General features: G+C 50.3%; 11 protein-coding genes. 5 read left to right on the forward strand and 6 right to left on the reverse strand.

All coding sequences use genetic code 11. The features are described from left to right. Nucleotides 1-328: 328 nt before the first annotated feature. Both ABD880_RS09290 and ABD880_RS09295 read right to left on the reverse strand, forming a co-directional pair. The gene (locus tag ABD880_RS09290; protein WP_345164953.1) at nucleotides 329-1,609 is read right to left on the reverse strand and encodes an erythromycin esterase family protein; all 1,281 of its coding nucleotides are present in this window, start codon (nucleotides 1,607-1,609) and stop codon (nucleotides 329-331) included. Nucleotides 1,610-1,716: 107 nt separating this feature from the next. Further along, nucleotides 1,717-2,457, reverse strand: coding sequence for a DUF4197 domain-containing protein (locus ABD880_RS09295; protein ID WP_345164955.1), 741 nt, complete (start codon nucleotides 2,455-2,457; stop codon nucleotides 1,717-1,719). A 68-nt stretch (nucleotides 2,458-2,525) separates the two neighbouring features. On the opposite strand from ABD880_RS09295, the gene ABD880_RS09300 reads away from it, so the two are divergent. The 3 genes from ABD880_RS09300 to ABD880_RS09310 all read left to right on the forward strand — a co-directional run bounded on the left by ABD880_RS09300 (nucleotide 2,526) and on the right by ABD880_RS09310 (nucleotide 6,077). Further along, complete coding sequence (locus ABD880_RS09300) at nucleotides 2,526-3,788, forward strand: competence/damage-inducible protein A (protein WP_345164958.1); 1,263 nt, start codon at nucleotides 2,526-2,528, stop codon at nucleotides 3,786-3,788. A 200-nt stretch (nucleotides 3,789-3,988) separates the two neighbouring features. Next, entirely contained in the window at nucleotides 3,989-5,353 is a 1,365-nt protein-coding gene (locus tag ABD880_RS09305) for a dihydrolipoamide acetyltransferase family protein (RefSeq protein ID WP_345164961.1), read from the forward strand. 178 nt (nucleotides 5,354-5,531) lie between these two features. Then, nucleotides 5,532-6,077: a hypothetical protein gene (locus ABD880_RS09310; protein ID WP_345164964.1), complete on the forward strand. Its 546-nt coding sequence runs from the start codon at nucleotides 5,532-5,534 to the stop codon at nucleotides 6,075-6,077. A gap of 380 nt (nucleotides 6,078-6,457) precedes the next feature. Here the strand turns inward: ABD880_RS09310 and ABD880_RS09315 are convergent, their stop codons facing one another. Both ABD880_RS09315 and ABD880_RS09320 read right to left on the reverse strand, forming a co-directional pair. Then, the gene (locus ABD880_RS09315) at nucleotides 6,458-9,094 is read right to left on the reverse strand and encodes a valine--tRNA ligase (RefSeq protein ID WP_345164967.1); all 2,637 of its coding nucleotides are present in this window, start codon (nucleotides 9,092-9,094) and stop codon (nucleotides 6,458-6,460) included. 251 nt (nucleotides 9,095-9,345) lie between these two features. After that, complete coding sequence (locus ABD880_RS09320) at nucleotides 9,346-9,696, reverse strand: 4Fe-4S binding protein (protein ID WP_066508922.1); 351 nt, start codon at nucleotides 9,694-9,696, stop codon at nucleotides 9,346-9,348. 129 nt (nucleotides 9,697-9,825) lie between these two features. Here ABD880_RS09320 and ABD880_RS09325 point away from each other — a divergent pair, with 129 nt between their 5' ends. Further along, complete coding sequence (locus ABD880_RS09325) at nucleotides 9,826-10,839, forward strand: acyl-CoA reductase (RefSeq protein ID WP_345164971.1); 1,014 nt, start codon at nucleotides 9,826-9,828, stop codon at nucleotides 10,837-10,839. 167 nt (nucleotides 10,840-11,006) lie between these two features. Next, nucleotides 11,007-11,306, forward strand: a complete 300-nt coding sequence (locus ABD880_RS09330; RefSeq protein WP_345164973.1) for a hypothetical protein — start codon at nucleotides 11,007-11,009, stop codon at nucleotides 11,304-11,306. An 88-nt stretch (nucleotides 11,307-11,394) separates the two neighbouring features. Here ABD880_RS09330 and ABD880_RS09335 read toward each other — a convergent pair whose 3' ends face one another. Then, nucleotides 11,395-12,258, reverse strand: coding sequence for a nucleoside phosphorylase (locus ABD880_RS09335; RefSeq protein ID WP_345164976.1), 864 nt, complete (start codon nucleotides 12,256-12,258; stop codon nucleotides 11,395-11,397). A gap of 123 nt (nucleotides 12,259-12,381) precedes the next feature. Next, nucleotides 12,382-13,350 carry an oxygen-dependent tRNA uridine(34) hydroxylase TrhO gene (trhO, locus tag ABD880_RS09340; RefSeq protein WP_345164978.1) on the reverse strand — a complete coding sequence of 323 codons (969 nt, stop codon included), beginning with the start codon at nucleotides 13,348-13,350 and terminating at the stop codon, nucleotides 12,382-12,384. Nucleotides 13,351-13,397: the final 47 nt, after the last annotated feature.

Consider the following 13,397-nt stretch of genomic DNA (forward strand, 5'->3'; position numbering starts at 1 on the left):
AACAGAAATAGTTGGCAAGACGGTATTGGGAGGCAGAGGCTTGAACGGCACTCTGCGGTCGTTGGTGATAACACCAACAACGGCGGGCGATATGACCAGAAGGTGTAAACACCCCTCTGCGCTCCCCTCAAGGGGAAAATCCTCGGTGCCTCAAACTCTCGTTTGGGCAATCCTCACGGGGAGAATCCGCGTTGAATAGTGATAGTCAGATAAAGAAACAGAAGTCCATTTTCAACCTGCTTCCCAGAAAATAAGCCAAAAACGGTTTTCCTTTAAACAAAGAAGCCTGTGCTATCACACAGGCTTCTTTGTTTAAAACATCATGTAGCTATTCATTCGCCGGATATAATTCTGGCGGCTCCTTTTCTTTGGTCTTCACTATGAATGGACGCAGGGCCTCGCTTTCATCAATATACAGGAAGGCGTCATAGCGCTCTGGGATAAGGGTAGGCACATAGTTGCCGTTAGACTCATGGTTAGCGTTGTACACTACCCCAATAGCCCGGTGCCCAATCTGCTGACGGGCCTCAGGGATTTCCTTTAGCTCATGAGAAAACAATAGTTTGTTGGTAGGACTCAAGGAATGGAGCCAATGTTCCCAGCTTCCTTCCTTGGCGGGAGGCATCTCCATTTTCTGCATGGGCGCACCCCAGTTACTTCCGGCAATGACAGAACCCTCATAAGAGCCAAACCCAACCAGGTAGACGCTGTCATTGCCATACTGCTCACGGGCCAACTGACCAATGTTTACCATGCCGGCACGGGCCATGTCAGTAAAGCGAGCATCACCAATGTGGGTGTTGTGCTCCCAGATGATGACTTTAGAATCGGGGCCGTGGAATTCAAGCAGGCGGTTGAGGGTCTCCATCATGTGCTCATCGCGCACGTTCCAGGAACTACCGCCGCCTCTAATCATGGCTTTGTAATAGCGCTCAGCATTCACGGCCACCAAGGCATTCTGCTCGGCGTCAAAAACAGCCTCTGGGTTGCTTGGCTCACCGCCTTCGTGCTTGCCCAGTTCCATCAAAAGCGAGAGAACGTCCTGCTCACAGTCCTCAGACACGTAGGCCACGGCGCGGGCGTACTCCTGCGGGTCTGAGCTATAGGGTTCAAAGCACTTGAAGGCTTCTTTGGCCGCTTTTAAGGCCTGGCCGTCGCGCTTTTCTAGGTACTTCATGATGCGCTGCAAGGAATCCCACAGGCTGTATACATCCAAACCATAGAACCCTACCGGTAGTGAATTGGGATGGTCATTGTGCTCTTTGAGCCATTCCACCAAGGCGGCTACCTCCCAGTTGCCCCACATCCACGTAGGCCAGCGGTTGAAGTGCTTGAGGATGTCAGACACCTTGGTGCCCGGCTTGCAATACCCTTTGATGAATTTATTGATTTGGAAGCAGTCTGGCCAGTCACCCTCTACGGCAATGAAGGTGAAGCCTTTCTCTTCTATTAAGCGCTTGGAGATGGCGGTGCGCCAGGAATAGTAGTCAGAGGTGCCATGGGAGGCTTCGCCCAGCATTACAATGCGCGAGTCTCCTATGTCCTCAATAAGCGAGTCTAAATCTGATTTGTTTTCCAGCCGATGATATGGCAGTTTGGTATATGTCATGAGTGGTAAGCAAGTGAAGTCTTGCCTTTTACCCATACATACCCAAAAAAGGTTACCCGTTTTTAATCTATTTTTGAAAAAATAGGCTAAAAACGGGTAAAGTATTTTTATTGATTGCTGCCAAACACCCTACGTAATAACTCAGTGGTCCTGGCAATGGGGTTTTCCCTGATGTTGGCCTCTTCCTGTGCTACCAAGGTAAACAACCCGTCAATGGCCTTCTGGGTGGCATAGGCCTCTAAATCTGGGTTGGCTTTCTGCACCAAAGGAATCTGGTTGTATCGGTTCACCAAGTCTGCATAATACCGCGTGGCATTCACCTTGTCCAATGAGTTTTTAATGACCGGTCTAAAAGCGGTCGTCAACTGGGAGGTGGTGGTTCTTTTCAAGAATTGGGTAGCCGCGTCTTTTTCGCCGCGCAAAATGTTCCAGACGTCTGAGAAGGTGAGTTGCTTTATGGCGCTGATGAAAATAGGCACTGCACTTTTGGCTGCATCCTCGGCACCGCGGTTCAAGGTCATGACAAATTTGTCCACCTCAGAGCCCAGACCAATACTGCGCAGGGTTTTCTCTACGCGCTGTACGTCCTGGGGAAAAGGGATTCTGATGAGGCTGTTCTTATAATACCCGTCAGTCTGAGCAGCTTGGTTGGCGCCCTTGGTGATGCCTTGAGACAAGGCTTCGCGCAAGCCCATAGCCACTTCATTCTGCGTCAAAGGACCGCCGCGGCCGGTTTGCGTAGCCATGACACCGTCCATGGTCTGCTGTATTTGGCTGGCCGTGCAGGAGGTCAACCCTAAAAATAATAGAGTGCCTAAAACAAAAGGGGACGTAGTTAATTTCTTCATCTGAGCGTACATGATTACATTTGATATAACGTAGGTAAAACTCGTTACGCATAAATCAAGCCAAACAGATGAAACAGGAGGTATCAGCAGAAATTATCACCATAGGCGATGAACTGCTGTACGGGCAAGTGGTGGACACCAACTCTGCCTGGATGGGAGAAAAACTAGGGAAAATTGGAATCAAGGTTAAGCAGATCACCTCTATTTCTGACAGCCCCGAGGCCATAGAAGAAGCTTTAGACACGGCCAAGCTGCGGGCACACGTCATTTTGATGACCGGCGGTTTAGGCCCTACCAAAGACGACCTTACCAAACACACGCTTACTAAATATTTTAAGACGCACTTGCAACTGCACCAACCATCTCTGGACAATGTGGTGGCAATTTTCAAGAAATACAACCGGCCGCTCACGGTCACCAACCAACAACAGGCCTATTTACCGGCAAGCTGCACGCCTATTCTCAACACCTTGGGCACCGCGCCCGGCATGCTGTTTGAAGAAGAGGGCCACATTATTGTCTCCATGCCCGGCGTACCGTTTGAGATGAAGGGCATGATGACCAACCACATTCTGCCGCACCTGCAAGCCCATTTCCAACTTCCCGAAATCAACCATAAAGTCATCCAGACCATTGGCCTGGGCGAGTCCTTTCTAGCCGATACCATCTCTGACTGGGAAGACAGCCTGCCTACCAACCTCAAACTGGCCTATTTACCTAACTTGTCTGGCGTGCGCTTACGCTTGACGGGCGTGTACAACGGCATTGATGATTTAGAAGACCAGATGATGCGCGAAGTAGGCAAACTAAGCGACCTCATCCCTGACTATATCTATGGCTACGGCGAGATTTCTTTAGAAGAAACCGTAGGCATGCTCCTAAACGGACGCAACTACACCATCTCTACCGCAGAGAGCTGTACCGGCGGACTCATTGGCCATAAATTGACCAGCGTGCCGGGTAGCTCCATGTATTACAAGGGCGGCATCATTGCCTATGACAACTATGTAAAAATAAATGAGCTGGGCGTGGAGCAGGACATCCTGGACAAATACGGTGCGGTGAGCGGCGAAGTAGTGCGTCAGATGGCCGAGGGCGTGCGTCGCAAGATGGGCACCGACGTAGGCATTGCCACCAGCGGAATAGCCGGTCCGGGCGGAGGAACCCCAGATAAACCCGTGGGCACCATCTGGATTGCCTATGCAGACGCTACCCAAACCATTGCCAAGAAACTCAATTACAACAAGTCGCGCTTGCTCAACATTGAGTATACGGCGCTGCAGGCCTTGAACCTCATTCGGCAAAGTTTGCCCGGCCCGGTTGAGGAATAGGTAAAAAACTCTAAATTTGCCTAACAAGCGTTAGAATGGTTGCCTTGCATTAGCACCTTACAAGAAGGTAGTTTTTGAAAACCAGCAACTTATCCTAAAACCCAAGGCTCCTAAATGTGACTGCTCATCGCTTGCTAAAAAAGATTACCGTTTACTGATTACCGTTTATTGTTAACTAATCATTGAATTAAACTGATAATATGGCCCTTGTAGAAATGGTGATGCCCAAAATGGGCGAGAGTATCATGGAAGGCACTGTCTTGAAATGGTTGAAGCAAGTAGGCGACACCATTGAGCAGGATGAGTCTGTACTGGAAGTAGCCACTGACAAAGTGGACACCGAGGTACCAGCCATCCAAGGCGGTGTGTTGAAAGAAATTCTGGTGCAGGAAGGCCAGGTTGTTGCCGTAGGCGCTCCTATTGCCATCATTAGCACCGGCGGAGATGATACTCCTTCTGCTTCTACCCCATCGGCCCAGGCGGCTCCGGCCACACAGCCTACAACCCAACCAGCGGCTCACCCAGCCGAAGCGCCTCAGGCTTCTGCCCAGGTGTCTCAGCGCTTAGAGCAACCAGCTTCGGGACGTTTCTATTCTCCGTTGGTGATGAACATTGCCCGTGAGGAAGGCATCTCTATGCAGGAACTAGAGTACATTCCAGGCACTGGCAAAGAAGGCCGTGTGTCTAAGAAAGATATTCTGGAGTATGTGGCCAACCGTCAGAGCGGCGCTCCGGCGGCATCTGCCCCGGCTCCGCAACCCGTTGCTCAGCCTGCTTCAGCACCTGCTCCACAGCAGTCGGCACCAGCTCCAGCGGCGGTTTCTGCTCCTTCTGCCCCGGCGCAGTCGTACAGCGGCAATGTAGAGATTATTGAGATGGACCGCATGCGCAAGATGATTTCTCAGCGCATGGTGGACAGCAAGCGCATCTCTCCGCACGTGACCTCTTTTGTAGAGGCAGACGTGACCAACATCGTAAACTGGAGAAACAAGATGAAGGACGCGTACAAAAAGCGCGAAGGTGAGAACCTGACCTTCACTCCTATCTTCATTGAAGCCATCGTGAAAGCCATCAAAGACTTCCCGATGATTAACGTGAGTGTGGACGGTGACAAAATCATCAAGAAGCGTGACATCAACATTGGTGTGGCCGTGGCCTTGCCTTCTGGCAACCTGATTGTGCCCGTGATTCATAACGCGGACCAGATGAACCTGAATGGTCTGACCAAGAAGGTGAATGACTTGGCAAACCGCGCCCGTTTAAACAAACTGACTGCCGCTGACCTGGCAGACCCAACCTACACTGTTTCTAACGTAGGTTCTTTCGGAAACGTGATGGGTACGCCTATCATCATGCAACCACAGGTGGCCATTATGGCCGTGGGCGCCATTAAGAAGAAGCCTGCCGTCATTGAGACGCCAGAAGGCGACTTGATAGGCATCCGTCAGTTCATGTTCCTGTCGCACAGCTATGACCACCGTGTAGTGGATGGTTCTTTGGGAGGCATGTTCGTACGCCGCGTAGGTGACTATCTGGAAGGCTTCGACCCGAACACGACTATCTAATTTGAAGATTTGAAAATTCCCTTATTCTAAGAAAAGCCTCTCCATCTGGAGGGGCTTTTTTGTTGCCCCATTTTTGGCTTGATTTCCAAAAAACAGGCCAAAAACGAAAACCCATAACCCGAACGGCTAGAATATAGTAAAAGCTGTATCTTGCCGATGCAGGTCTATCCCTACAACTATGAAAAACACCTTATTCTTAATTTTCCTGGCCTTCGTTCTGTTTCTGGCCATCTACTTTTACTGGGGCCAAAGCCAGGCCGAAAGCCAGTTAGCCAGCGCCAACACCAAAATCACCAGCCTGGAACAGCAACTGCAACGCTACACTCACTCTGCCCCGCCGGTACAGAATCCTGCCCCTAAAGACACTACCGCCAGACCCAACCCAAACAACCTGGAAGAAGACATAGTGACGCCTCCGCCTTCCACTACATTTGAGGACGAACTAGGTACCTTGAGCGCCGGAGACATACAACGTCTGCAACGCAAGGGCCTTAAAAACCCAGAGGCAGACTTGATGAATGATTTGATGCGCCGCCAAAAAACCATCCTCAACGCCACCGGCTCTATGGGAGGCACCATGGCCATCCGGGACATCCGCATCCTTAACGACCGTTACGCCATGGCCTATTTTGAAGACGGTCACAACGGCGGCCACATGCTGTTAAAGTACGCTGTGGCAGATGGCACCATCACCTGGACTAGATTAGATTCCTATAAACTATAGAAAACCGTTTTTGGCTTGTTTTCTGAAAAACAGGCCAAAAACGAAATTATCAGCTTCCATCAAATACTGCGTCAACAACGTGCAGATTCTCCCCTTGAGGGGAGCGTAGGGGGGTGTCTACATTTGCAGATTATATCTTTGTTAACTGAAGAATTTAATTTTAAGATTAGAATCACTTCTCTTTTACTTGGGACACTCTCTCATATAAGCAACATTGGCTCTCCTGTGTAAACACCCCTCTGCGCTCCCCTCAAGGGGAGAATCCGCATTAAACAAGCGTCTTTACAGGAGTTATCCTTTGGAATTATTTAATCATACAAACAAGAAAGCGGCTACCCTTTGCAGAGTAGCCGCTTTCTTTATGGGCAATAACTTAAAACTTACTCAGAAGGCAAGGCAGCTAGACTTTGCTCCAGGGCGGCAATCTTTGCTTCGGCGTCTGCTTGTTTTTTGCGCTCTGCGTTGATGACTGCATCTGGGGCACCGGCCACGAAACGCTCATTGCTTAGTTTCTTATCCACTGAAGCCAGGAACCCTTTGGTGTAGTCTAGTTCCTTCAAAATACGTTCACGCTCAGCGGCGGCGTCAATGGTCCCCTCCATCGGGATGAAGAACTCAGAGCTGTCTACCACAAACGAAAGGGCGCTGTCTAGAGGCTGTTCAGTCTCCTGAATTTCGCTGAGGTTGGCTAGTTTGCTTACTAGAGCTTCATACCCGGCAATGGCGTTTTTGCCTTCGTTCAAGCGCACGTGCAAGGCCAGTTTCTTGGCCGGGGACAGGTTCTTGCTGTTGCGCTGGTTCCTGATTTGGCCTACCACGTTCAGCACGTATTCCATGTTGCGGAGAATATCAGCGTCTACACGGCCTTGGGCTGGCCAAGGTGCTACCACCAGGCAGTCCTTCTCGGCGCGTTCTGCCATGGAATTCCAGATTTCCTCGGTGATGAACGGCATAAAGGGATGCAACACCTTCATCAACTTCTCTAAGAACTCATTGGTAGCCTGCAAGGTGCCGGCGTCAATTGGCGACCCGAAGGCTGGTTTAATCATCTCCAGGTAAGAGGAGCAGAAGTCATCCCACACCAGTTTGTACACGGTGAGCAAGGCATCTGAGATTCTGAACTTCTCAAAATGGTCTTCCAGAATGTTCAATGACTCATTGAACTTAGAATCAAACCACTTGATGGCCTTCTCGTTCGGGTTAGGCAAGGTAGCATCTACTTCCCAGCCATTGATGAGACGGAACGCATTCCAGATTTTGTTGCTGAAGTTACGGCCCTGCTCACACAATTTTTCGTCAAACAAAAGGTCATTACCCGCCGGCGAACTGAACAACATACCGGCACGCACGCCATCAGCGCCGTACTGCTCAATCAACACCAATGGGTCTGGCGAGTTGCCCAGTGACTTGGACATTTTACGGCCCTGCGCGTCACGCACAATACCAGTCAGATACACGTTTTTGAACGGCAATTCCTTCCGGAACTCATAGCCAGCCATAATCATGCGCGCCACCCAGAAGAACAGAATCTCAGGGGCAGTTACCAGGTCATTGGTTGGGTAGTAGTACAGGATATCCTCGTTGTCTGGGTCTTTGAAGCCGTCGAACACCGAGATAGGCCATAACCACGATGAGAACCAGGTATCCAACACGTCTTCGTCCTGACGCAAATCAGATAGCTGCAGATTAGCATCACCACTTTGCTCTTGGGCTAAGCGTAAGGCTTCTTCTGGCGTAGTGGCTACTACAAACGTGCCGTTAGGCAGGTAATACGCCGGAATCTGCTGACCCCACCACAGCTGACGCGAGATACACCAGTCGCGCACGTTTTCCATCCAGGAACGGTACATGTTCTTGAACTTGGGCGGGTGCAACTTGATGTTGTCGTTCATCACGTTTTCAAGCGCTGGCTTGGCCATCTCCTCCATCTTGCACCACCACTGCATAGACAGCTTGGGCTCAATTACGGCATCGGTGCGCTCAGAGAAGCCCACGTTGGTCACAGAGTCCTCTACCTTCTCCAGCAGACCTTTGGCCTCTAGTTCTTTGGTGATTTTCTTGCGTACCACAAAGCGGTCTTCGCCCACGTACAGGCCGGCGCGCTCATGGATGGTGCCGTTGTCATTTAAGACGTCAATGCTAGGCAGGTTGTGCTTCACACCCAGTTCATAGTCATTGATGTCATGGGCGGGCGTCACTTTCAAAACCCCCGTCCCGAACTCAATGTCCACGTACTCGTCAAAAATGATGGGGATGGCGCGGTTCACCAACGGAATGATGGCTTTTTTGCCTTCCAGGTGCTGGTAGCGGGGGTCTTGGGGGTGTACGCAGATAGCCACATCGCCCATGATGGTTTCCGGGCGTTTGGTGGCCACGGTCAAGACCTCGTCAGAGCCTTCAATGGCGTAGCGCAGGTAGTACAGCTTGCCGTTTACCTGCTTGAAGTTTACTTCCTCATCGGATAAAGCAGTCAGGCCCTGCGGGTCCCAGTTGACCATGCGCACACCGCGGTAGATGAGGCCTTTGCGGTACAGGTCCACAAACACTTCAATCACGGCCGCGGTCAGGTCTGGCTCCATGGTGAAACGGGTACGGTCCCAGTCACATGAGGCGCCCAGTTTCTTGAGTTGCTCTAGGATGATGCCGCCGTATTTTTCTTTCCACTCAAAGGCGTATTTCAGGAACTCCTCCCGACTGATGTCTTTCTTCTCAATGCCTTTCTCCTTGAGCATGTTCACCACGCGGGCTTCGGTAGCGATGGACGCGTGGTCCGTTCCCGGCACCCAGCAAGCCTCTTTGCCTTGCATACGCGCTCTACGCACCAAAATATCCTGAATGGTATTGTTGAGCATGTGGCCCATGTGCAAAACCCCCGTCACGTTGGGCGGCGGAATCACCACGGTGTAAGGCTCCTTTTTAGGATTGGGCTTCGACTTGAAGAAACCGCGTTCCAGCCAGGTGGCGTACCACTTGTCCTCTACTTCTTTGGGATTATATGTTTTCGGGATAGACGTCATTGGTAATGTGCTAATGTTTTCATGTGCTGATGTGCTAATTCAATAGACACCAGCTCATTTTACGTGAATCTGCAAAAATAACAAATTAGCAGACTTACGGCTCAGTTAATAGCAGTTAGATGAGTGGCATTTGGATTTAAAACTGTAAACAAGCTTCGTTTTTGGCCTGTTTTCTGGAAAACAGGCCAAAAACGGCTGAAAACAAAAAACCCGCACAGGGCGGGTCTTTTGGAATACATATAGCAATTGGCTTAGCTGGCCGCGTGTAGCCATTCTTTTTTGGCTAGCAGGTCTTCTTCGCTCTCGCGGTAGTCTGGGTCGTCTACACAGCAGTCTACCGGGCAAACCGCGGCGCACTGAGGCTCCTCATGGAAACCACAACACTCGGTGCATTTGTCAGAGACAATGTAATAGAACTCATCTGAGATGGGCGGCTGCGGGGCTTTGCCGTCAATGGTTTCACCGCCGTCTATCTCCACTTGGGTTAGAGAGGTACCGTCTCCCCAGGTCCACTGCGCGCCACCTTCATAGATGGCCGTGTTAGGGCACTCCGGCTCACATGCGCCGCAGTTGATACACTCATCCGTAATCATTATAGCCATAATCGTATCTCCTGTTTCTTTTTAGTAATTTTGCACCGGCCTCTGCGGTACGCCATTCCAAGCGCAAAAGTAATAGTTAGCGCCCATTGTATCAAACGTTTCTCACGCACTCGCTGTTCCCCTTTCAATATGATGACTTTAGAAAACCGACTTTCTGCCTTTGTAGCCTTAGGAGATTACCTACGCGCACTCACAGAAGAGGAATTAGAATACCTGGCCCGAAGAACGGGGCAGTTCAATAACTTCTTTGACTTGCCAAATGTTTCAGCGGCCCTAAGTGGCATTGCGCACATGCTTCAGCGTGAGGCGCTGGAGAAATGGGTGGCCCAGTATGATTTCAGCCAGATAACGCCCAAGAAAGTGGGCGTGGTGATGGCGGGCAATATTCCGGCGGTGGGTTTTCATGATGCGCTGTGCATACTATTGTCAGGCCACATTTTGCAGGCCAAACTGAGCTCTGATGACCCGTTCCTGGTACGTCATCTGTTAGATAAACTCATTGAGCTGGACGACCGCTTCTTGACGCAGGTACAGTTTGTGGACATGCTCAAAGAGTCTGACGCCATCATTGCCACCGGCTCTGACAACACTGCCCGCTACTTTGAGTACTACTTTGCCAAGCGCCCGCACATCATTAGAAAAAACCGCACCAGTGTGGCCGTCCTGACCGGTGAGGAAACTCTTGAAGAACTAGCCGCTCTGGGTGATGACATCCTGCGTTATTACGGGCTGGGTTGCCGAAACGTGGCCAAGGCCTACGTGCCGGTGGGCTATGATTTCACGCCTTTCTTTGAGGCCATTGAATACAAGAAGGAAGTGGTCAACCACCACAAGTACCAGAACAACTATGACTACAACAAGTCCATTCTGCTGGTGAACCGCGTGGAACATCTGGACAACGGCTTCTTAATGGTCACCGAAAGCAAGAACCTAGTCTCCCCTATCTCGGTACTGTTCTATGAAACTTACACAAACGCCGAAGACTTAAAGGCGAAACTGACCGAGGTGCAGGACAAGTTGCAGTGCGTGGTCTCCAAGGAAGGCGCGTGGCAGAACAGCTTCTCATTTGGGCAGGCCCAGTGCCCGGCCGTGACAGATTATGCAGACGGTGTGGACACCATGGCGTTTCTGGCGAAGCTGTAGCCGTTTTTGGCTTATTTTAGGCAAAACAAGCCAAAAACGCTTGTTTGTTTGGCAACAATAGCACGATTCAGATTTCTTTCGTATAAACTAAAACCAACGCAATCGTTTGCGTTTATTCTGAATTATTTATTCATTGCCAGCAGACAACCAGACAACACTGACTAATTATGGAAAAAACCGCACCTCATTTTCCGCTGATTGAGAAAGAAACCATACCTGAACTTCAGTTTGGACAAGAAGACGTTTGGGCCGATAAAGAATCTCAAAAACGCCGTATGCATGACTTGGAGCGTGCCAGCCGCTTAGGCAATGGCTATCAAGGCAAAGTTGAATTAACTTTTCAAGTAGCCAATGGCGACATTAAGCGTGTACAAACCACCATCTGGCAGGTAGACCAGGAGTACGTGACCTTGAAATCTGGGGTGACGCTTCCGCTGAAATCTGTGTTGGGTGTTGAGTTCTTCTAAATAGACGTCCTTTATAAAAGAAAAGGCTCCTGCTATCACAATAGCAGGAGCCTTTCTGTTTTAACATCATTACTGAAATTGGTCCTTCTTAAATTCTATCCAGCACTTTAATAATCAAGTCGTCAATTACCTGCTCAGAGTTATCAGCGAAGGTGTTGGAGATTCTATTGGCCACAATGGCGTTCAACGACAAGACCTCATGGCCTAGCAATCTGCCCAGCGCATAAATACCGGCGGTTTCCATCTCGAAATTGGTGAACTTAACATTCTCATACTGAAAGGCGCTTAGCTTCTGAATCAAGTCCTGCACTTTTGGCTGCAATCTTAATTGTCTTCCCTGCGGGCCGTAGAAGCCCGGGCAGGTGAACGTGTTGCCATGAATCATGTCAAAGGCAATCTGCTCGCGTAACAGATCAGAGCCCTTCGCGCAGTACGGCAAGAAACCGATACCTAGGGCCAACTGTACCTGCACCGCAATCTCGGTTTCATAGCCGGTTTCCATTAATGGGTAGAACTGCATCAAAGAATCCAAGCCCATGGCATACTCGGTGGCCAAGTGACTGCCCAGCGGAATGTCCTGCTGCAAAGCACCCGACGTGCCTATACGCACAATCTTCAGAGAGATATGGTCCTCATGGTCTACCGGCTCCCGGCTCACGAAGTCAATATTCACCAGCGCGTCCAGTTCATTGAACACAATGTCAATGTTGTCTGTGCCTATACCCGTAGAAACCACTGAGATGCGCTTGCCTTTGTAATAGCCGGTATGGGTCACAAACTCGCGTTTGGCCACCTGCACCTCAATGGAGTCAAAATGCTGGCTTACCTTGGCCACGCGGTCCTGGTCACCCACGGTAATGATGGTGTCAGAAATCTGCTCAGGCAGAAGGTTTAAATGGTAGATGCTGCCGTCGGGGTTAAAAATCAGTTCAGACTCCGGAATGCGGGCCATAGGTTCATAGTTTTAGGTAGTACATGAGAGGCAAGGTCTTCTTACCCCTAAGTAAAGAAAAAAGCGCCAGCAACATTGCCCAGAAGCAACATTTGGCGCTTTTTCTTTGAATATTATTATTGTTTACACGGCCTTAGGTTGCTCCGTCTTGCGGCGGTTCAAGCCTTTGTACGGGTTGTAGCCGTTGGTGTTTTTTTGGTAATAACCAGTGCCATCATACGGGCGCTTGTCGGGGTGCTCCTGGCAGGTGGTAGAGCAGGCGCCATCCATGTGAGTACCGCAGGCTTCACAGATGGGCACGTGTAGGTTGCAGTGCGGGTTGGCACAGTTCACCATTCTAGCAGAAGGTGTCTCGCAGACATGACATTTAGAAATGACCACCGGATTGACCGTGTTCACGTCCACGGCCACGCGGTTATCAAAGACATAGCATTTGCCTTCAAAGTCCTCGCCGCCAGCTTCCATGCCATACTTAATGATGCCGCCGTGCAATTGGTACACGTTCTCAAAACCACTCTCCAGTAAGAAGGCGCTGGCTTTCTCGCATTTAATACCGCCGGTACAGTAAGTCAGGATTTTCTTGCCCTCGTACTTCTCCTTCAGCTCATCAACCTTCTCTGGGAACTCCCGGAAGTTCTCAATGTCTAGCGTAACGGCGTTCTTGAACTTGCCCATGCTGTACTCATAGTCTGAGCGCACGTCCAACACCACCACGTCTTCCTGGTCCTTCATGTCCCTGAACTCCTGTGGCGACAGGTGCACGCCCGTCCGTTCGGTGGGATCGATGTTCCTCAGGCCCGCGTGTACAATCTCGGGCTTATGGCGCACGTGCAGTTTGGTGAAGGCATGCTCCTCAGAATAGTCCACCTTAAAGTCAATGCCGGCAAACCGTGGATCGGCTTTCACGGCGGCCATGTAGGCTTCGCAGTCTTCTACCAGACCAGAAACGGTGCCGTTCAAACCCTCTGGCGCAACGATGATGCGGCCCAGCAGGTTAAGCTTTAAACAAAGCAGATGGTGCTCCTCACGGAACAGCTCTGGGTCTTCAATCTTAGTGTAGTGGTAATAAAGAAGGATACTGTACTTTTTCATACGAGCTTAGTTTCAGACTAAGTGTAGTTAATGTGATAATGAATTAA

It is taken from the genome of Nibribacter koreensis (assembly GCF_039541795.1).
In the GTDB taxonomy this organism is placed as follows: domain Bacteria; phylum Bacteroidota; class Bacteroidia; order Cytophagales; family Hymenobacteraceae; genus Nibribacter; species Nibribacter koreensis.